The sequence below is a fragment of the Deferrisoma sp. genome, from assembly GCF_054681715.1.
Genome location: NZ_BAAHFQ010000034.1, coordinates 1 through 19,715 on the forward strand (window position 1 = coordinate 1; position 19,715 = coordinate 19,715).

14 protein-coding genes and 1 pseudogene are annotated in these 19,715 nt (G+C 71.7%); 7 read left to right on the forward strand and 8 right to left on the reverse strand.

What is annotated here, in order from left to right:
* The first annotated feature begins 223 nt into the window (after positions 1–223).
* Entirely contained in the window at positions 224–2,617 is a 2,394-nt protein-coding gene (locus tag ACY0I8_RS07230) for a response regulator (protein WP_461394221.1), read from the forward strand.
* A 30-nt stretch (positions 2,618–2,647) separates the two neighbouring features.
* Here the strand turns inward: ACY0I8_RS07230 and ACY0I8_RS07235 are convergent, their stop codons facing one another.
* The 3 genes from ACY0I8_RS07235 to ACY0I8_RS07245 form a co-directional block, all read right to left on the reverse strand.
* Complete coding sequence (locus ACY0I8_RS07235) at positions 2,648–4,780, reverse strand: acetate--CoA ligase family protein (protein ID WP_461394222.1); 2,133 nt, start codon at positions 4,778–4,780, stop codon at positions 2,648–2,650.
* A 457-nt stretch (positions 4,781–5,237) separates the two neighbouring features.
* Entirely contained in the window at positions 5,238–6,944 is a 1,707-nt protein-coding gene (locus tag ACY0I8_RS07240) for a two-component system sensor histidine kinase NtrB (protein ID WP_461394223.1), read from the reverse strand.
* Positions 6,941–9,364, reverse strand: coding sequence for an ATP-binding protein (locus ACY0I8_RS07245; RefSeq protein ID WP_461394224.1), 2,424 nt, complete (start codon positions 9,362–9,364; stop codon positions 6,941–6,943). The genes ACY0I8_RS07240 and ACY0I8_RS07245 overlap by 4 nt, the downstream gene beginning before the upstream one ends.
* Positions 9,365–9,527: 163 nt before the next feature.
* On the opposite strand from ACY0I8_RS07245, the gene ACY0I8_RS07250 reads away from it, so the two are divergent.
* Complete coding sequence (locus ACY0I8_RS07250; RefSeq protein ID WP_461394225.1) at positions 9,528–11,078, forward strand: MFS transporter; 1,551 nt, start codon at positions 9,528–9,530, stop codon at positions 11,076–11,078.
* Positions 11,079–11,099: 21 nt separating this feature from the next.
* Positions 11,100–11,747 carry a DUF166 family (seleno)protein DfsP gene (gene dfsP, locus ACY0I8_RS07255; protein ID WP_461394226.1) on the forward strand — a complete coding sequence of 216 codons (648 nt, stop codon included), beginning with the start codon at positions 11,100–11,102 and terminating at the stop codon, positions 11,745–11,747.
* Between the two features lie 33 nt (positions 11,748–11,780).
* On the opposite strand, the pseudogene ACY0I8_RS07260 reads toward dfsP, so the two are convergent.
* From ACY0I8_RS07260 to ACY0I8_RS07275, 4 genes and pseudogenes are all read right to left on the reverse strand, one after another.
* Positions 11,781–12,107, reverse strand: a pseudogene (locus ACY0I8_RS07260) (type II toxin-antitoxin system PemK/MazF family toxin); the annotation flags it as partial.
* Positions 12,098–12,307 (reverse strand): DUF2281 domain-containing protein, encoded by a 210-nt coding sequence (locus tag ACY0I8_RS07265; protein ID WP_459942651.1) that lies wholly within the window; start codon positions 12,305–12,307, stop codon positions 12,098–12,100. The gene ACY0I8_RS07265 and the pseudogene ACY0I8_RS07260, both read right to left, overlap by 10 nt.
* Before the next feature lie 382 nt (positions 12,308–12,689).
* Complete coding sequence (locus ACY0I8_RS07270) at positions 12,690–13,721, reverse strand: hypothetical protein (RefSeq protein WP_461394227.1); 1,032 nt, start codon at positions 13,719–13,721, stop codon at positions 12,690–12,692.
* Positions 13,718–14,116, reverse strand: coding sequence for a cupredoxin domain-containing protein (locus ACY0I8_RS07275; RefSeq protein ID WP_461394228.1), 399 nt, complete (start codon positions 14,114–14,116; stop codon positions 13,718–13,720). The genes ACY0I8_RS07270 and ACY0I8_RS07275 overlap by 4 nt, the downstream gene beginning before the upstream one ends.
* Before the next feature lie 675 nt (positions 14,117–14,791).
* Between ACY0I8_RS07275 and dctP the strand changes: the two genes are divergently transcribed.
* The 4 genes from dctP (at position 14,792) to ACY0I8_RS07295 (ending at position 18,672) form a co-directional block, all read left to right on the forward strand.
* On the forward strand, positions 14,792–15,811 hold the full coding sequence (gene dctP / locus ACY0I8_RS07280; protein WP_461394229.1) for a TRAP transporter substrate-binding protein DctP: 1,020 nt from the start codon (positions 14,792–14,794) through the stop codon (positions 15,809–15,811).
* Positions 15,812–15,815: 4 nt separating this feature from the next.
* Positions 15,816–16,313, forward strand: coding sequence for a TRAP transporter small permease (locus ACY0I8_RS07285; protein WP_461394230.1), 498 nt, complete (start codon positions 15,816–15,818; stop codon positions 16,311–16,313).
* A gap of 4 nt (positions 16,314–16,317) precedes the next feature.
* Positions 16,318–17,595, forward strand: a complete 1,278-nt coding sequence (locus ACY0I8_RS07290) for a TRAP transporter large permease (protein ID WP_461394231.1) — start codon at positions 16,318–16,320, stop codon at positions 17,593–17,595.
* Between the two features lie 234 nt (positions 17,596–17,829).
* Positions 17,830–18,672 (forward strand): aldo/keto reductase, encoded by an 843-nt coding sequence (locus ACY0I8_RS07295; protein WP_461394232.1) that lies wholly within the window; start codon positions 17,830–17,832, stop codon positions 18,670–18,672.
* Between the two features lie 337 nt (positions 18,673–19,009).
* Here the strand turns inward: ACY0I8_RS07295 and ACY0I8_RS07300 are convergent, their stop codons facing one another.
* Positions 19,010–19,651, reverse strand: a complete 642-nt coding sequence (locus ACY0I8_RS07300; protein ID WP_461394233.1) for a CBS domain-containing protein — start codon at positions 19,649–19,651, stop codon at positions 19,010–19,012.
* Between the last annotated feature and the right edge of the window lie 64 nt (positions 19,652–19,715).

The following is a 19,715-nucleotide window of genomic DNA, read 5'->3' on the forward strand; positions in this document are numbered from 1 at the left end:
CTGCCGCGCGCGAACGTGACATTGGAGGACGCTCTGGCGCAGATGGCCCGACGTCACCGGCGAAGGGCATCTGCGATGGCATCACACATCAGAAAAGCCAAACAAAGCAACGAGTTGTGAAAATCTGACGAAGTAGAACTACTGGATCACCCTCAACGTAAAGCCCCCCAAAGGGGGCGAATGACCCGGGCCGGCGACCCGTCGGCCGAACGAGGTTCGGAATATGGCAACCAAAACACGAGAGGAGAACGGCCCGCCCCGCGTCCGGGTTCTCGTGGTGGACGACAACCCCCACGACCAGGCCCTGATCCGTCACGCCCTCGAGGTGGAGGACGGGGGGTTTTCCGTGACGCTGGCGTCCACGTTCGAGGAGGTGGCGGCCCTCCGGGACGCCGAGCGCCACGACGTCCTCCTGACGGACTTCAACATCCTGGGGTTCACCGGGCTCGAGATCGTGGACCGGCTTCGGGACCTCGCCCCCGAGCTGCCCGTGATCCTGGTGACCGGCACCGGCTCGGAGCAGGTGGCGGTGGAGGCCCTGCGCCGGGGCGTCGACGACTACGTCGTCAAGAGCCCCGCCCACATCCGCCAGTTGCCCCACCGGATCCGGTCGGTCCTGGACCGGCGGAGGCTCGCCCGGGAACACCGGGAGGCCACGGAACTCTTCCGCCACCTGGTCCTGCAGACCCCCGACGCCGTCGTCCTGGTGGACCGCGAGGGCAAGGTGCTCTTCGCCAACCCGGCGGCCGAAGCCCTGTTCGGCCGGCCCCTCCGGGTCGGGGAGGACGCGGGCCTCCCCCCGTGGCCCGAGGAGGCCGGCGAACGGGAGATCGAGATCCCGAAGGACGGGGAGATCCGCATCGGCGCCGCCCGGGCGGCCCGGATCACCTGGGACGGCCGGCCGGCCACGCTCTTGACCGTCCGCGACGTCACCGCCCGCAAACGGGCGGAGGAGGCCCTTCGCCGCTCGGAGCGGGAACTCGCGATCCGGGACGAGATCTCCCGCATCTTCCTCACGGCGCCGGAAGACGAGGCGTTCCGCCGGGTGCTCGACGTGGTCCGGAACGTCACCGGGAGCCCCTTGGGCGTCCTCGGCTACATCGGCGACAGCGGGGACTGGGTCTGCCCGTCCCTCGCCGGGGCCGCCTGGCCGGGGCACGCACCCCGGGGCGAGGCGGTCCGGTTTCCGCCCGAGCAGTGGACCGGCCCGTGGGGCCGGGCCATGCGGGAAAAGCGCACCGTGGTGTCGGACGAACCCTCCCCGGTGCCCGAGGGCCACGCGCCGATCCGCCGGGCCCTCGCGGTGCCCCTCGTCCACGGCGGCGAACTCGTCGGGAACCTCCTCCTCGTCAACAAGGACGAACCCTACGGGGAGGAGGAGGTGGCGTTGGTGGAACGGATCGCGGCCCACGTGGCCCCGATCCTCCGGGCCCGGCTCCAGCGCGACCGCGAGCAACGGGAGAAGGAGGCCATCCGGGAGCAGTTCTACCGGGCCCAACGGCTCGAGTCGATCGGCCGCCTGGCCGGCGGCGTGGCCCACGATTTCAACAACATGCTCAACGTGATCCTGGGCTACGGCGAACTCATCGTCGAAAAGCTCCCGCCGGACGACCCCCTGCGGCCCAAGGTCGAGGCCATGGTGGAGGCCGGGTGGCGCGCCGCCAAACTGACCCGCCAACTCCTCGCCTTCAGCCGGAAGCAGACCCTCCAGCCCCGGGTCGTGGATCTCAACGAACTGGTGCAGGAGTTCGAGAAGATGCTCCGGCGCCTGATCGGCGAGGACATCGTACTGGACCTCGACCTCCGTTCGGACATCGGCCGGGTGAGGGTGGACCCGGGGCAGATGGAGCAGGTGATCCTGAACCTGGCGGTGAACGCCCGCGACGCCATGCCCGACGGGGGCCGGCTCCACATCGCCACCGCGGAGGCCGACCTGGACGAGGCCTACGCCGCCACCCACCCGGGGGTGGAGCCGGGGCGCTACGTGCTGCTCTCGGTTTCGGACACGGGCTGCGGCATGGACGAGGAGACCCTCGGCCACATCTTCGAGCCGTTCTTCACGACCAAGGAGGAGGGGAAGGGCACGGGCCTGGGGCTCGCCACGGTGTACGGCATCGTGAAGCAGTCGGGGGGCCACATCTGGGTGTACTCCGAACCCGGCCGGGGCACGACGTTCAAGATCTACCTGCCCCGGGCCGAGGCCGAGGCCCGGCCGGACGCCCGGGCCCGCCCCGCCGCTCCCCCCGAGGGCGGCCGGGGGCGGATCCTGGTGGTGGAGGACGAGCCCGCGATCCGGGAACTCCTGGGGACCATGCTCACCCAACTGGGGTACGACGTGACCCTGGCGGCGAACGGCGGGGAGGCCCTCCTACTCGTCGAGGAGAAGGGCCTCCGGCCCGATCTCGTCCTCACCGACGTGGTCATGCCCCACATGAGCGGGAAGGAGCTGGTGGAGCGCCTGCGGCAAAACCGCCCGGACCTGCGGGCGTTGTTCATGTCGGGCTACACCGGCGCCGCCCTGCCCCCCGGCGTGCTGGGCGAGGGCGTCCCCTTCCTCCCCAAGCCCTTCACCCTGCGCGGCCTGGCCGACGCGGTGCGAAACGCCCTGAGCGGCTAAAGAGGCCCGCCGGGGGGCGGGCGCGGGGGCCTAGGGCGTTTCCCGCCGCGCCGCGTACTCGGCGAGGCGAGCGAGCGTGCGCACGGCCCGCTCGGGGGCCGGGAACACCAGGGCCCTGCGGTCGGTGCCGGCCACGGGCACGAGGGTGCGGGCCTCGGGGTCGGGCACCAGGCTTACGCCCACCACGGGTTTGCCGAACCGGTCCATGAGTTCGGCCGAGGCCCGGAGCAGGCCCGCGTCGAAGGCGCCGATCATCCGCTCCACCTGGGCCAGGAACCCCTCGTCCCGGTCCGGGTCGGCCGCCCGGGACGACTCGAGCATGGCGCCCACCACCGCCCCCCGGCCCAGGAGGCCCAGGTGGATCACGGCGTCGATGCCGGGGTCCGCGAGGAGGATCTCCAGGGCCTTGCGCGGCAGTTGGGGGTCGGGCTCTCCCACCAGGTCCACCGGGTTCCCCCGGCTCCAATAGGGGGGTAGAAGGGCGTCGAGGGCCGCGAGGCTCCCCGGGGAAAGGTCGGGGAGTTCGAGCCCCTCCTCGGCGCACAGGTCCGCCGTGACCACGCCCCACCCCCCGCCCCAGGTGACCACGGCCACCCGGTTCCCCCGGGGCAGGGGCACGGCCGAGAAGGCGGCGGACACGTCGAGGAGATCCCCCGGCTGGGTCACCCACACGGCCCCGGCCTGGCGGCAGGCCGCCTCGAACACCTTGGTGTCGCCGGCGAGCGCCCCGGTGTGGCTCGCCGCGGCCCGCTGGCCGGCGCCCGTGCGGCCCCCCTTCAGCACCACCACGGGCTTCCTGCGGCTGACCCGGCGGCACGCCTCAAAGAACCGGCGGCCGTCCCGGATGTCCTCGAGGTAGAGGGCCACCACCTCGGAGGCGTCGTCGCACTCCAGGGCCTCGAGGAAATCCTCGACCCCGGTCATGGCCTCGTTCCCCGTGCCGCAGAAGGCCCGGATCCCGAGGCCCTGGGCCCGGGCGAAGGAGAGGAGTTGGACCCCCAGGTTCCCCGACTGGGACACGAGGGTGGTGCCGCCGGGGCCGGGCCGCACGTGGGCTCCCGTGGCGTAGAGGCGGGCGTGGGGGTTCACGATGCCCATGGTGTTGGGGCCGATGAGGGTGAGCCCCAGTTCCCGGGCCCGGGCCACGAGCCGGACCTCCCTCTCGGGCCCGTCGCCCCCGGCCTCCCGGAACCCCGAGGAGACGATGACGGCGTGGCGCACCCCCCGCCGGGCCAGCGCCTCCACGGCCGGCCCCACCTTGTCGGCCGGCACGGTGACGATGGCCAGGTCCACCCCGTCGGGCAGCTCGTCCACCGACCGGAGCACGGGAAGCCCGCACAGGGTGCCGCCCCGGGGGTTCACGGGGTACACCCGGCCCTCGTACCCGCCGGCCAGGAGGTTCGTGAGGATCGCGTTCCCCCATTTGCCGAACCCGGCCGAGGCCCCCACCACGGCCACCGACCGGGGATGGAAGATCCGGGCCAGGGCCCCGGTGTCCACGGGCGGCCGGGGCGCACCTCCGGCCTTGGGCTCGCCCCGGACCACCAGCGCGTCCACGGCCACCACCGAGCCGTCGGCCCGGGCGATCAAGGGGTTCAGGTCCACCTCGGCGATCTCCGGCCGCTCGGCCACGAGGCGCGAAAGCCCCGCAACGGCCCGGGCCAGGGCCTCCCGGTCCACGGCGGCCTCGCCCCGGAACGACCCGAGGAGCTTCCGGGACCGGAGTTCCCCCACCATGGCCAGGGCCTCGGCCTCCCCCACTGGCGCCACCCGGAGCGCCACGTCGCCCAGGGCCTCGGTGAGCACCCCGCCCAGGCCGAACACGACCACCGGACCGAACCGCTCGTCCCGGTAGGCGCCCAGCAGGAACTCCCGGCGGCCGGCGACCTGGGGCTGCACGGCCAGGGTCGGAACCCGGGCCAGGAGATCCTCGGCGGCCCGCCGGACCGCGGCCTCGTCGGCGAGGCCCAGGCGCACCAGGCCCTCCTCGGTCTTGTGGGCGGCGCCCAGGCCCTTCACCACCGCGGGGAACCCCAGCTCCCGGGCCGCGGCCACGGCCTCGTCGGCCGACCCGACCTCCCGCTGGGGCACGAGGGGAACGCCGGCCCCCTCCAACAGGGCCCGCGCCGCGGTCTCGTCCAGGACCTCTCCTCGCACGGCCATCGCGCACCTCCTCCCAGGAAACGTCCGCCAGGCGGCTAGGCGGCTAGGCGGCTCGGCGGCCAAAACCATGGGGGATCCCGGCGTCACCGCCTCTGCCATCTTGTGGGGGCGCCTGCGGTGTCAGGGATCAGAATTCGGAGGGCAGAGGTCAGCCCCCTGCCCTCTTCCCTCTGGCACCTGACCCGGGCTCCGAGCCCCTATCGGCCCCTGAGCCGGACGTTACCCCGCTACTCGCGGAGCCCCACAGGGGCTCGGAGGACTCCCCCTCCGAATGGACACCGGGAAACAGGACGGCGGCGAGCATAGCAATCTGGGGGAGAGGGGGAAAGAACGAGGGGCCTGGGCGACGGGGGGCGCCAGGTGTGCCTCGGAGGAACACCTGGGATACGTTCCGGGGTCTCCCATGAAGCGGCGGGTGGAGGCCGGAACCGGTCCCCCGGACGGCCCCCCCCCCAACCTACGCCGCCTCCCGGGCCGAAGGCAGCTGGATCCGGGCCACGGCACCGCCCTCGGGGCGGTTCTCCAGCGCGAGATCGCCCCCATGCTCCCGGACGATCTGGCGCGAGATGTAAAGGCCCAGGCCGGTGCCCTCCCCGGCGGGCTTGGTGGTGAAGAAGGGTTCGAACACCTTCTCTTCGGCGCCGGGGGGCAGCCCCGGCCCGTCGTCGGCCACGAAGATCTCGGCCCCGCCCTCGGGCCGCCGGCGCACCCCGATCTCGAGGGTTCCCGTGCCCCCCACGGCGTGAACCGCGTTGATGAGGAGGTTTCGAACCACCTGGTCGAGGAGCGCGGGATCGGCCCAGACCAGGGGCGCCCCGCGGTCGGGGCGCATCCGCACCGCCACCCGTTTCAGGACGCCGGAGCGGGTGAGCACCTCGACGTTTCGTTCGACCAGTTCGTTGGGGTCCATGGCGCCGAACGCGGGCGGGCGGGGCTTGCCGAGCTCCAGCAGGTTTCGGGCGTGGATCGAGAGCTCCTCCGTGGCCGCCGCCAGCCACGCCACGTACTTTCGCAGATCCCCGGGAAGCGCGGCCTCCTCGAGCCGTTCGAGCCCCGCCACCACCACGGCCAGGGCATTGTTCATCTCGTGGCCGATGCTCGCGGCCAGGGCCGAAAGCGCGGCCCTCCGCTCGCTCTCGACGAGGGAAGCCTCGAGGGCCTTCTCCCGCCGCAGGTCCCGGAGGATCAGGGTGTGGACCGGCCCGCCCTCGACTTCCCGCACGGCGCCCGAGATCCGGGCCGGGATCTCCTCGCCCCCAGCGCCCCGGAACCGCACCTCCAGCCGTTCCCGCTGTCCCCGGTCCGGGCAAAGCCAGCCCCGAAACGCCTCCCGGTCCGCCTCGACGGCGAGTTCCAACAGGCACGGGGGCTCCGGGCCCCGTCCCCCGAGGTCCAGGAGATCGCACGCGGCCCGGTTGGCGAAAACCACCCGGCCGTCGGCGTCCGTTTCCACGATCGGATCGGGGGCCGACTCCACCAGCGTCCGGAACCGCTCCTCCGACCGCTCGAGGGCCAGGGTCTGCTCCCGGATCCGCCGGTCCGCCCGGACCACCACCCCCAGGAGCACGAGGAACACGAGCCCCGCTCCGACGGCGCTCACCCCCCAGACCCGGCCCTTGAGCCGGGCGACCTCCGCGAGCACCGGGGAGATGTCCTCGTACACCTCGGCCACCCCCACCACCGGGCCGGCGCCGTACCGGATGGGCACGTAAAGCTCCAGGAGCCGGCCGTAGGGCCGCTCGTAGCGGTTTTCGGACTTCTCCAGCCCGCTCAGCTCCGCCTCCACGTGCCCCTCGAAGGCCTCCCAAAGCTCCGGGTTGTCCGGGAACCGGCGCCCGACGAGTTCTTCCTGCCGGGACCAGATCACCACCGCACCCTGGCCCCACAGTTTCAACTGCACAACCCTCGGCCCCAGGGTGAGGTGCTCCACGGTTTCGGCAAAGGCCTGGTAGCGCTCCCCGGTCTGGGGCGTGGCGAACACCTCGGCCGGCACCTCCTTTACGATCTCCCGGGCCACCACCGCGGCCGTGACGTCCCGGGCGCGGGCCAACGCGCTCTCCTCGACCGCCCGGGTAACCACCCACCCGCCCACGGCCACCGCTACCGCCAGGCAGACCAAACACCGCAACGCGAAGTGGGTGACCAAGGAGATGCGGCGGATCACGATGCCACCTCCGTCTGGGACGGCCGTTCCATCCTCAGGGCCGCCGCCACCGCCCGGGCGAGCTCGCCGGCCGTGAGCGGTTTGAACACGAGCCCGGCGGCCCCGGCCGCGGCCGCGGCGGACTCGTCGAGGGTCTCGTGGTACCCCGTGCACAGGAGCACCGGGAGGTCCGGGGCCGCCCGGCGCAGGCGACGGCAGAGCTCGTCCCCGGTCATCCCCGGCATGGTCTGGTCGGAGAGCACGAGGTCCCACGCCCCGGGCTCGGCCTCGACCCGGGCCAGGGCCTCGGCCGGGTCGGCCACCAACTCGGCCCGGTACCCCAGTGCCCGAAGCATCGCGGCCGCGGCCTCTCCCACGGCCGGCTCGTCGTCCACCACGAGCACCCGTTCCCCCCGACCCCGGGGGGCCTCGTCTTCCCCGGTCTCCTCGTCCGAGGGGGGAGCCGCCCGGGGCAGCCACACGGTGAACCGCGCCCCGCGGCCGGGCTCGCTCTCGACCTCGATCCGGCCTTCCATCGCCTCGACGAGCCCCTTGACCACGGCGAGCCCCAGCCCGCTCCCCTCGCCCACCCCCTTGGTGGTGAAGTAGGGCTCGAAGATCCGGGGCAGCACGTCCTCCGGAATACCGGGCCCGTCGTCGGCCACCTCGAGGCGGACCCCGTCCCGGTCGGGCGCCACGGCGACCCGGACCCGCCCCCCTCGTGGGCCCACGGCCTGGTAGGCGTTGGTGACCAGGTTCATCACGATCCGCTGGAGCGCCGCCGGGTCGGCGAGCACCCAGCCCGCCTCGGGGGCGAGGCGCTCCTCGATCTCCACCGTCTTGGGGATGGCCGCCCGCAGGAGCACCAGGGCGTCGCCCACGGCCCGGGCCGCCTCCACGGGCCGGCGCGGCCCCTCGGTCTTGCGGCAGAAGGCGAGAAGCTGGGCCACCACCTGGCGCGCCCGTTCCGAGGCCTCCAGGATCCGCTCCAGGCGTCGCCGCAACCCCGGGTCGGCCGGCGGGTTCAGGAGCGCCAGTTCGGCATTCCCCAAGATGACCGCGAGGATGTTGTTGAAGTCGTGGGCGATGCCGCCGGCCAGGGTGCCCACGGCCTCGAGCTTCTGGGCCTCGCGCAGCCGGTCCTGGAGGGCCTTCTGGTCCGTGATGTCGGTGGAGGTCTCGAGGCGCACGAGCCGGCCGTCGATCCAGCGGATGGCCCGGTCCACGTTGAGGTACCACCGGCCGGTGACCCGGTTCCGACCCTCCCAGACCACCGGGGCCGCGGGCTCTCCCTCCGGGGTCACGAGCCGGGGGTTCGTGCAGTCGTCGCAGGGGCCGTCGCGGTGGCGGAACACCTCCCAGCAGGGCCGGCCCACGGGATCGGTGCCGAAGGCCTCCCGCATCCGGGCGTTGGCAAAGAGAACCTCGTGGGTCTCGAGGTCGGCCACGAACACCTGGGCGTCCATGGCGTCGAGCACGGCCGCGAGCGTCCGCCGGGCCCCGTCGAGCTCGGCCGTGCGCTCCCTCACCTGCCGAGCCAGGGCCCGGTTCCACGCGACGACCAGCCCCAACAGCACCCCGAGGCCCCCGACGACCCCGAGGGCCGTGCCCCAGACCGCCGGCCGGCGGTACCAGGGTGGTTCGATGAGGCCGATCCACCGGCGGCGGATCGCCTCGTGCTCGGCCGGGGGAATGGCCGCCAGGGCCTTGTCCAGGAGCGAGGCGAGTTCGGGCCAGTCGCTTCGCACCCCGAAGCGCAGATTCCACTCGAACCCCGACATGCCGGCCACCCGGAGGTTCGTGATGCCGAGCCGGTCGATGTAGTAGGACGCCACCGCCAGGTCCACGAGGGCGGCGTCGGCCCGGCCCAGCGACACGGCCTGGAGGGCCTCGGGGTCGTCCCGGGTGGGCTCAACGATCACCCGTGGGTGGTTCTCCCGCACCCACTCCAGGGTGGCGTAGCCCCGGGGCACGGCCACCCGCATCCCGGCCATCTGGTCCAGGGTGAGGTCCCGGTCGAGGCTCCGCCGAACCAGGATCACCACGGGGATCGTGATGTAGGGCCGGGTAAAGGCGAGGTATTCGCTTCGGGCCGGGGTTTTTTCGACGCTCGCCACGAGGTCGATCTCCCGCCGCCGGGCCCGAGTGAGGATGTCGGCCCAGTCGCGGCATGCCTCGGCCCGGATCCGCACGCCCGAAAGCTCCTGGATGCGCGCCACGTATTCGGCCGCGATGCCGGAGGGACGGCCGGCGTTGTCGAGGAAGTCCAGGGGCGCGTAGGTGGGGATGGGGCACCAGCGCACCTCGGCGCCGTGGACCTCGAGCCAGACCCGTTCCTCGGGAGAGAGGTCCAGGGCGCGCGCCCCGCCGGGGCAGCACACCGCGAGCGCTACGCTCGCGCACAGGAGCGCCCAAAGGCGCCTCAATCGGTGTCGGTCCACCCGTCCGGTTTCCTCTGCTGATGCGCGAAAATGGGGGCATTCCCGGGGGAAGGGCCTTCTCTACCGGTCGGCCGAAGCCTGCGGGTTCTTGAGCGACCGTGTCAACCTCGCCGGTGCCCCCGGGGTCTTGACACGCCGTCGGAGGGTGCCGCACCGTGCACCCATGGACGCCGAGCGACCCTCCTCCCCCTGGCCCGCGTTCTCCTGCGTGGCGGCCGGGGTGTTCATGGCCACCCTGGACTCGAGCGTGGTGCACGTGGCCCTGCCGGCCATCCGGCGGGACCTCGGCTCCACGCTGGCCGTGGTGGAGTGGGTGCCGAACGCCTACCTCTTGGTCATCACGGGGCTTCTGCTGGCCTTCGGCCGGCTCGCCGATCTGGTGGGCCAGCGCCGGGTGTACCGGTGGGGCCTGGGGGTGTTCACTTTGGGCTCCGGGCTGTGCGCCTTTGCTCCCGACGCGTGGTTGCTCGTGGCGGCCCGGGCCGTGCAGGGGGCCGGCGCGGCCATGCTCATGGCGTGCTCCCCGGCCATCGTGACGGCGGTGTTCCCGGCGGCCCACCGGGGCCGGGCCCTGGGGCTCGTGGGCACCACCGTGGCGGCCGGGCTCACAACGGGCCCGGCCCTGGGCGGCATCCTGCTGGGGGTTTGGGGGTGGCGGAGCCTCTTTGCGATCAACCTGCCGGTGGGGCTCGTGGCCTGGTGGTGGTCGGGCCGCACCTTGCCGGCCCTGCGGTTCGGCAGCCGGCGGGAGGGGTTCGACGGCGTCGGCGCCGCCCTCCTGACCCTGGGGCTCGTCTCGCTCGTGCTGGGCGTAAACCGGCTCGCGGCCTGGGGGGGAGCGTCGGGCCGGGTGTGGGCGCTCCTCGGGTTCGGGGCCGTCTGTCTGGTCGCCTTCTGGGCCCGGCAGCGAACCGCCCCGTGGCCCCTGGTGGACCCCGCCCTGTTTCGCAACCGGGCCTTCACGGCGGCGGTGGGGGCCGCGGTGCTCGCCTACCTCTCGGGGTTCGTGGCCGTGTTCCTCCTGCCGTTCTACCTCGCGGAGCTTCGGGGCTTCGGGCCCCGCACCCTCGGGCTCGTCCTCACGGTGCCGCCGCTCGTCATGAGCCTTCTGGCCCCCTGGGCCGGAGGGCTTTCGGACCGCATCGGGTACGGGAAGCTCACGGCCGTGGGGCTCGGGGTGCGGAGCCTCTCGCTCCTCGGGCTCCTCCTTCTCGGGGCCCACACCCCGCTGCCCGCGGTGCTCCTGGCCCTCGGGCTCCTCGGGGCCGGGAGCGCGCTTTTCAGCCCGCCCAACACCTCGTCGATCATGGGCGCGGTGCCGCCCCAACGGCTCGGCGTGGCCGGCGGGGTGGCCGCGGTGGCCCGAAATCTCGGGATGGTGCTCGGCATCGCCCTCGGGGGGGCGGCGTTCCGGTGGGTGGCCGGGACCCCCTCGGCCGCGGACCCGGTTCGGTTCGTGGCCGGATGGCGGACCGCCATGGCCGTGGGGCTCGGCGCCTGCCTCGCGGCGCTCGCGGTGTCCCTGGCCCGGGGTCCCGAGGCCCACGCGACGGAAACCCGGCCGCAGCCGGCGCCCGCCGGGCCCGAGGGGCCGACGGGTTCACCGCCCCGCCGGAAGGCCGGGGAGGCCGGACCGTCGGTCCCCCCGATGGACAGCGCGCCCGCGCCCCCCGACGTCTTCACGTCCCAACGTCCTAACGTCCCAACGTCCTAACGTCCCAACGGAGTCCAAACCATGCAGCACATCCTCGTCTTTCAGCGCGACGGCATGGGAGCCGAGAAGGTCCGGGCCGTGCGCGAGCTCCGGCCCGATCTGGAGCTCCGGGTCATCGACGTCGACGGCCCGTTCCCGCCGATCGTGGACGACCCCCAGGACCACTTCCCCCCCGACCTGGACGAGCTCCTGGCCTGGGCCGACCTCGTGCTCGACCACCTCTACCACCCGGACCTCACCGGGTTCCTGCTCGACCGGTGCGAGGCCGCCGGGAAACCCATCGTGGCCTCGGGCCGAAAGCTCCCCCGGGGCCACACCCCCACCACCTGCTGCACCCTGGGCCGGATCGGGGAACTGGGGGCGTACGCCGAGTCGTTCGGGGCACCCGAGTTCTGCGTGGAGATCGAGGACGGGAAGATCGCGGCGATCGAGGTGAAGCGGGGGGCCCCCTGCGGGGCCACCTGGAAGGCGGCCCGGAAGGTGCTGGGTCTGCCCGTGGACGAGGCGATCCCCCGCCTGGGCCTCGAGACCCAGTTCCATTGCTACGCCAAGGCCAACCCCAACGTGTTCCTCACGAACCCGCTCCACGTGGCCGGCGAGGTCCACGCGGCCGCGTTGAAAAAGGCGGTGCGTGGGGCGGAAGGGGCGCACCGCGGAGAGGACGAGTAGCCAGACCCCGCCGGTTCGAATCCAGCGGGCAAGGCGATCGGTGATCCGCCCGAACCGCTCGGGGGCGACCTCGCCCAACGCGCCCTTGAGCAGCGCCGCCTCCACGACCGCGAGACGGGACAGTCGCACGACACTCGGACGCCGGAGCCCCGTGGCCTGGAAATCGGGCTCCGACGGGAGAAGCGGCTCGTCGAACCCGGGGACCGCCCTCTGGACCTGGGAGGAGATCATCAGGACGAGCCAATCCTCGTGGGTAGTCGGCGTGGGAGCCACGAGGAGCACCGGTCTCCACTTCCCCGGGGCGAGACTCGTGTCGGGGAACCGAAGCAGCGCCACGGCGCCGGGGCGCCTCAATCCCACCGCTCCGAGAGGGCTTCCTCCGTGAGGTCCGACCAGTCCTCGTCCTCGAGGCCCCGAAGGGCGTGTTCCAAGGAGAACCGGCGCCAGGCCTCGTCCGGATCTTTACCCGCTTCGAGCGCCGAGACAAACCGGAGCACCCTGCGCTGCAGGGGTTCCGGCAGCCGCTTCACCTTCTCCTGAATCTTCTCCGCCGTGCTCATCCGATCCTCCCCATCTCGCCCTTTCTCCCCGCGAGGGATTCCAGGCTACCCGGCCGCCGCCATGGCATCAACCCGCCCCGCGGCCCGCGCCGGAACCAGTCCCCCACCCGCCTCCGGCGATACCTATTGACCCGGCGTCAATGCAGGCGCGCAAGAAGATCGCGGGGGCATGGGGCCTGCTTCCGGCCGTGCGTGAGTGCGGCATCCGGCTTACGCTGCATCCGGCACTCAGCCAGATGGACGAAAGCACTCAGGAACTCTTGGCGTTTTCGTCAGTCCGCTTGGCCGGAAGAGTCCCAGTCGTTGGCTGAGTGCCGGATGCAGCGACTGTAGGAGCCACGCCCGGCGCTCCAGCAGGCCCCATGCCCACTACCGTGGCTATTTAGCCGCCGGACTCATAGTACCATCGCAACTCCCCCGCCAGCCGCTCGGGCCACACCGCGCAGACCGGTTCGGCCAGGACGGCCTGGAAGAAGTTGAGGTCCGGGGCGTGGTCGCGGTCGTTGAGGAACGTGCGGGGCACGACCCGAAGCTGGGCCGGCAGGGGTTCGGCTGCCTCCGGCCCCACGAACAGCGCGGCGTTGAAGCTGTGGATCCCGAGGGCGGCGAACCGCCCCAGAAGATGCGCGAGCCCGGCCAGAAGGTCGTCCCACCCCCGATCGAGAAGGGCCTCGAGGGTCGGGATCTCCGGGGCCAGGGCCCACACCTCGCCCCACAGCCCCACCGGCGCGAAGGGCACGAACCACTCCCAGGGCCCGGTGCGGCCGAGGTAGCGCTCGCCGGCCTCCCGTTCGGCCTGGGCCAGGGCCGCCCAGGCACCGGGACGGGCCCGCGACACCGCCAGGGCCTCGGCCAGGGCGGCCGGGGGCACCTGGAACCGAAAGAACTGAAGGTGGGGATGCACGAGCCCTCCGCCCGAGGGCGGCATGTAGTTCCACCCCATCACGGGGTACCGGTACGCCGGTTCGGCCCGGCCGACCCGCCGCCAGTACTCGGCCCCGAGCCCGAGCCCCGCGGCAAGACGGCCAGGCGTGAGCCCCTGGAGGGGCACCACGTGGTCCCGGGTCAGCACGCACACGGCGCCGTGGGCCACGTAGGGGAAGAGGTTCGGTACGAGCACCGCCTCCCCGGCCTCGAGCCAGCCCTCGGGGGCGACGTCCAGGGGAAACCGGGGCAGGTCCCGGCCGCGGTGTTCGGGGCAGAACGGGCAGTGGCCCCGCACCTCCGGCCGGCGGTAGGCGTCCGGATCCAGGGGGACCGGCCGCACCGCCCCGAAATGCCCGACGCGCACGGCCCGTCCGGTCAGCGGGTCGCGCCGGAGTTCCACCGGGAAGGCCCGCGGCTCGAACCCCGCCCTCGGATCGGCCAGCCGCGCCACCCCCGGCACCCGCTCGAACCGGATCACCCCCCTCACGGCTCGGCCTCCGCCCGGATCTCGCCCCGCATGCCGAGCAGGGGGTGGAAGGTCCGGTCGCAGTAGAACTCGTACACCCCGGGTTGGGCGAGGTCCACCACGGTTCGGGCGGCCTCGCCCCCCGGGAGCACCAGGTTCACCCACACCGTTCCGTCCGGGGCCCGCAGGGTCCAGGTGTGCTCGGCCGGGGTCTCGTTGACCACCCGCACCGCGAGCCGGGTGCCGGCGGGGACGTGGATCAGGGAGGGGTCGAAGTGATACCCCTGGATCCGCACGGTCACGGCGGAATCCCGGGCCGGCTCCACCCGGACCTCCCGCCCCGCCCCCCCGCAGGCGGCCAGGAACGTGAAAAGAAGCACGGCGACGGCGCTCGGCGATTTCCTTCGTGGGTTCAAGGCGCTCTCTCCAAGTAACTTCGGTCTACGGTCGTCGGTCTGCGGTCTCCGGTCCCGTGGTCCAGACGGCGGCGGCCCACGGTGTGGCCGGGGCGGAACTTATTAACCCGGCGCCAATAGAGGCGCGCAAGGAGCTCGCGAGGGCATGGGGCCTGCTTCCGGCCGTGCGTGAGTGCGGCATCCGGCTTACGCTGCATCCGGTACTCAGCCGGATGGGCGGAACCGCTCAGGAATTCTGGGCGTATTTGTCGATCCGATTGACCGAAAGAGTCCCAGTCTTTGGCCGAGTACCGGATGCAGCGACTGTAGGAGCCACGCCCGGCGCTCCAGCAGGCCCCATGCCCCCGACCGTGTCTATCTAACCGCCGGAGTAATATTGTGCCTGCGAAAAGGCCGCGCTCGGTGGCCTACCGGAGCTTTCGGCGGCTGGGTGGCCGTGAATCGTTCTTGGGTTTCCGCGTCACGGCCCGGATCCGCGGGGGTTGCCACAGCGGGCGGTCGCACCCCGTTCTCCATCCCGGGCAGCAAACATAGTTTATTCGTCGGGGCTGTAAAGCGCGGAGCCGGTTCCCCACCCACCGGTGGGTTGACAACAGGAGGCCCGCGGCCTAGGCTCGTTTCGCCGTTTGGGCGACACAACTTGCCGTTTAGCCCCAGCGAAAAAGGAGGAAGGTCATGCGAAAGGGTTGGGTCGGGATCCTCGCCGTCGTCCTCGCGTTGGCCGTCGGCCCGGCGTGGGCCGCCAAGGAGATCAAGCTGGGCCACGTGGCCCCACCGTTCCACGGCCAGCACCAGGGGCTCTTGAAGCTCGCCGAGGTGGTGAAACAGGAAACCGGGGGGGAGTGGGAGGTCAAGGTGTTCCCCCTGGGCCAACTGGGCGGCGAGCGGTCCATGGCCGAGCAGGTCCAGATGGGCACGCTCCAGATGGCGGCCATCACCACGGCCGTGCTCTCCAACTTCGTGCCCGAGGCCGCGGCGCTCGACCTGCCGTTTTTGTGGCCCGATCGCAAAACCGCCTACGCCGTGCTCGACGACCCCGAGTTCCAGAAGGAGTTCTTCCGGTTCTTCGAGCCCAAGGGGTTCGTGGCCATCGGGTTTGCGGAAAACGAGTTCCGCCACCTCACGAACTCCAAGCGGACGGTCCGCAAACCCGAGGACCTCAAGGGGCTCAAGCTCCGGCTCATGGAGGCACCGATCTTCCTCGACACCTTCAAGCTCCTCGGGGTGACCCCGGTGCCGATGCCGTTCCCCGAGGTGTATAACGCCCTCCAGCAGGGGGTGATCGACGGCCAGGACAACCCGCTCCTGACCTCGATCCTCATGAAGTTCACCGAGGTCAACAAGCACGTGACCCTCTTGAACCACACCCTGACCGAGACGGTCATCGTCGTGAACGCGGATTTCTGGAACGGCCTGCCCAAGAACGTGCAGGAGGCCCTCCGGAAGGGCGCCCGGGAGTGCATCCGCACGAACCGGGAGGTGAACGCCAAGCTCCACCAGAAACTGCCCAAGCTCGGCGTCTCGGTGGACGAGTACTGCCAGAAGAACGGGATCGAGGTGGTGGACCTCACGGCCGACGAGCGGGCCGCGTTCCGCCAGGCCGTGGAGCCCATCTACGAGAAATACCGGCCCCAGATCGGCCGCGAGTTCGTGGACTTCCTGCTGGGCAAGGTGGAGGAGCACCAGGGGAAGTAGGGACGTGCGGCTCCTGAACGCCGTGGAGAAGGTCGAGGAGGCCCTGCTCGGGTGGGGCCTCCTCGCGTTGGCGCTCCTGGGGTTTGTGCAGGTGGTGCTCCGGTACGCCTTCGGCACCGGCATTGACTGGGCCGAGGAGGCCGGCCGGTACGGCTGCATCGCGCTGACCTTCCTGGGGGCCAGCGTGGGGGTGCGCCACGGCACCCACTTCTCGGTCGAGCTCCTGGACCGGCTGCTGCCCCCCGGCGGTCGGCGGGCGCTGCGCGCCGTGGCCGGACTCCTGAGCGCCGCCATGTTCGCCCTGGTGGCCTGGTACGGGTACGAGCACGCGGCCAAGCTCCACCGGTTCGGGGTGACGAGCGCCTCGCTCCGGCTCCCCATGTGGGTGCCCTACGCCGCGATCCCGCTCTTTTCGGCCACCATGGCCCTTCGGTTCCTGGCCGACGGCCTCCTGTGGGCCGCCCGGGGCCGGGGGCTCGCGCCCGGCCGCGAGGAGGGCTGACCCGGTGCTCGCCACCGTCGCCGCCACGTTCGCGGGCCTCCTGCTCCTGGGGCTCCCCATCGCCGCCGTCATGGTGGGGGTCACGGCCCTCGCCCTTCGGCTCCACACCACCACCCCGCTCCTCATCATCCCCCAGCAACTCTTCAACGCGCTCGACAACTTCGTGCTTCTGGCGATCCCGTTTTTCATCCTGGCCGGCCGGATCATGACCGAGGGAGCCATGGCCCGGCGGCTCGTGGACGTGATGCGGGCGCTCGTAGGAACGAAGCGGGGCGGGCTCGCCGTCACCGCCGTGCTCGCCTGCATGTTCTTCGCGGCCCTTTCCGGCTCGAGCCCGGCCACGGTGGTGGCGATCGGGTCGATCATGATCCCGGCCCTGGTGAAAAACGGCTACCCCGAGGACTTTTCGGTGGGGCTCATCACGAGCGCGGGGTCCCTGGGCATCGTGATTCCCCCCTCGATCCCGATGATCCTCTACGCCCTCGTCATGAACGTGTCGGTGGCCGAACTCTTCATGGCCGGCATCGGCCCGGGGCTCCTGATCGGCGCGGTGTTCGCGGGCTATGTGCTCTGGCGGGCCCACCGGGAGGACTGGCGGGTGGAGGGCGGCCTCACCTGGGCCGAGGCCCTGGGGGCCGTGCGCCGGGGGATCTGGGCCCTTCTGCTCCCAGTCATCGTGTTGGGGGGCATCTACACCGGCGCGTTCACCCCCACCGAGGCTGCGGCCGTGAGCGTGGTCTACGCCTTGTTCGTGGAGGCCGTGGTGTACCGGGAACTCACTTGGCGGGGCCTCCACCGGTCGCTCGTGGAGTCGGCCGTGCTCTCCGGGTGCCTCCTGCTCATCCTGGCCGGGGCCATGGCCTTCGTGTGGCTCCTCACCGCCGAGGGGCTTCCGGCGGCCGTGGCCGAGTGGGTGGTGGAGCGGGTCGAGACCCCCTGGGCGTTCCTTTTGTGGGTGAACCTGCTGTTTCTGGCCCTGGGCTCGGTCATGGACGACGTGTCGGCCATGCTGATCCTGTCGCCGATCTTCGCCGAGACCCTCCGACGGCTCGGGATCGATCCGGTGCACTACGGCATTGTCATGGTGCTCGTGATCGAGTTCGGGTTCCTCACCCCGCCCTTCGGCCTCAACCTCTTTGTGGCCATGGGGCTCACGCGAAAGCCCATGGGCTATGTGGCCCGGGCCACCCTGCCCTTCCTCGCGCTTCTTCTCCTGGCGCTCGCCATCGTGACCTACGTGCCGGCCGTGAGCCTGTGGCTGCCGGAGGTGTTTTACCGCTGAAAGGCGGGAAGGCTGGGAAGCTGGGAGGCTCGAAGGCTCGGGCGCCCGGAGACGGTCCGCTTGCCCGGGGCGAACCGCGGCGCACCCTCGGGAGCCCGGCGGCAATCCGGGTCCGACGGGAGCGGAAGGCGGGCCTTGCGCCCGACCAGAACCACGCTAGACTGCGAAGTGGATCTGAGTTTTCCCGCGTTCCAGCCTTCCAGCCTTCCAGCGTTCTAGCCGAACGAGCCAGCCATGCCGCTGCCCAAGCGCATCCTCGGAAAGACCGGCGTCGAGGTCACCGCCTTCGGCCTCGGGGGCGAGGGGATCCTGCGCACCCACGGGCGGTTCCGCGACGCGGAGGCCGTGATCCGACGGGCCATCGACCTCGGGGTGACCTACTTCGAGTCGGCCCGGGCCTACGCCGGGAGCGAGGAGTATCTGGGCCGGAGCCTGGGGCCCGCCCGCGACCGAGTGTTCCTGGCCACCAAGACCCATGCCCGCCGGGCCCGGGCGGCCCGGGCCCACCTGGACGAGAGCCTCGCCCTGCTGCGCACCGACCGGGTGGACCTGTGGTACTTCCACGACATCCGGTCCGAGGACGACCTTCTGACCATCGCCGGCCCCGGCGGCGCGCTGGAGGTGGCCCTCAAGGCCCGGGACAAGGGGGAGGTGCGGTTCCTGGGGGTGTCGGGGCACGAGGACCCGGGCCTCCTCGTGCGGGCGATGGATCTCCTGCCCGTGGACGTGGTGCTCTGCCCGGTGAACCCGGCCGAGGCCGCGTTCCGGGGCTTCCCCGACACCGCCGTGGTCGAGGCGGCCCGCCGGGGCCTCGGGGTGGTGGCCATGAAGACCCTGTGCCGGGGCCTCGTCGGCCAGGTGCCGGGGGCGCCCGTGCCTGAGGCGTTCCTCCGGTACGCCCTGTCCACCCCCGGGGTTCAGGTGGCCAGCGTGGGGTGCGACAGCCCCGAGCAGGTGGAGGCGAACGTCCGGGCGGTGGAGGCCGCCGCGTCCCTCCCCGGGGACCAGCGCGAGCACCTGGAGCAGCTTTGCTACCCCTTCGCCCCCCGCCTGGCCTACTACCGGCCGGGAGGCTGAAGTTCGGGGTTCACGCAACGCCCGCAACGAACGCCACGATCCCTTCCCCCGCGGGTTCGGGTACCGACCCGAGGGGAAGGCCGCCGAACCGCGGCAACGTTGTCCGCTGGACTTCGGCCCGGATCGCGGCGTGGACGCCGCTCCCACACCGGGCGCCGACCCGGCCCTTGCCCTTCATCGGCGTAGGGTGCCGCCCAAATGGAAGGGACTCTCCGGAAGCGTTGCGTCCGTGGCGTGAGCCCCGCTTCTACGGGCTCTGCGCCTGACCCGGGCAACGAAAACGCCCCCCGGAGGATCTCCCCGGGGGGCGTTTTTCCGTTGCGTGCGGTTTCCGTCTCTACCGCTCCCGCTCCTCGGCGTCGAGGCCGGCCTCCTTCATGCACTCCACGAGCTTGGAGGCATCCTCGGCGTCGATGTGGATAAGAAAATCCCGTTCGCCGCCCCGGCGGCTCGGGAGGTAGGCGGCGTTCAGGACCTGGTGGCCCTGCTGGGCCACGCACTCCAAGGCCTTCATCATGAGCTGGGGCGTGTCGCAGTGGCGCACGATCACCCGGGCCCCCTTCTCCCCGATGCCCAGGAGCGGGTTCAGCACGAGGTAGAAGAAGTCGTTGGTGGTCAGGATGCCCACCACCTCGCCGTCCTCCACCACCGGCAGGCACCCCACCCGTTTTTCCTGGGCGAGCCGCACCGCGTTCTCCACCGTGGTGTCCGGGGTGACGGTCACCACGTTTCGCTGCATGATCTCTTTCACCGTGAGCTTGGCGAAGAGGTAGTGGATCTCGTGGAGCGACAAGCTCGTGGCCATCGACGGCGAGGCCCGGAGCACCCGGTCCTTGGTCACGATGCCCACGAGCTTCCCGTCGTCCACGATGGGGAGCCGCTCGATCTTTTTCTCCTTCATGATCTTCGCGGCCTCAAGCACCGGGGTGGAGCTCGGCACGGTGATAACGGGGCTCGTCATGATGTGGCGTACGCGCATGGGATCCTCCTTGGGAAAGGGGATGTGATCCGATCAAAACCGATCGGAAGTATACACGAAACCT

What these genes read in the sequence shown, in the direction of transcription:
- ACY0I8_RS07235 (WP_461394222.1), bottom strand. Translation starts at nt 4,780, where the DNA reads ATGGCCGTGCGAGGAGAGGTCCTGGACGAGACCGCGGCGCGGGCCCTG.
- ACY0I8_RS07230 (WP_461394221.1), top strand. Translation starts at nt 224, where the DNA reads ATGGCAACCAAAACACGAGAGGAGAACGGCCCGCCCCGCGTCCGGGTT.
- dctP (WP_461394229.1), top strand. Translation starts at nt 14,792, where the DNA reads ATGCGAAAGGGTTGGGTCGGGATCCTCGCCGTCGTCCTCGCGTTGGCC.
- ACY0I8_RS07300 (WP_461394233.1), bottom strand. Translation starts at nt 19,651, where the DNA reads ATGCGCGTACGCCACATCATGACGAGCCCCGTTATCACCGTGCCGAGC.
- ACY0I8_RS07295 (WP_461394232.1), top strand. Translation starts at nt 17,830, where the DNA reads ATGCCGCTGCCCAAGCGCATCCTCGGAAAGACCGGCGTCGAGGTCACC.
- ACY0I8_RS07265 (WP_459942651.1), bottom strand. Translation starts at nt 12,307, where the DNA reads ATGAGCACGGCGGAGAAGATTCAGGAGAAGGTGAAGCGGCTGCCGGAA.
- ACY0I8_RS07250 (WP_461394225.1), top strand. Translation starts at nt 9,528, where the DNA reads ATGGACGCCGAGCGACCCTCCTCCCCCTGGCCCGCGTTCTCCTGCGTG.
- dfsP (WP_461394226.1), top strand. Translation starts at nt 11,100, where the DNA reads ATGCAGCACATCCTCGTCTTTCAGCGCGACGGCATGGGAGCCGAGAAG.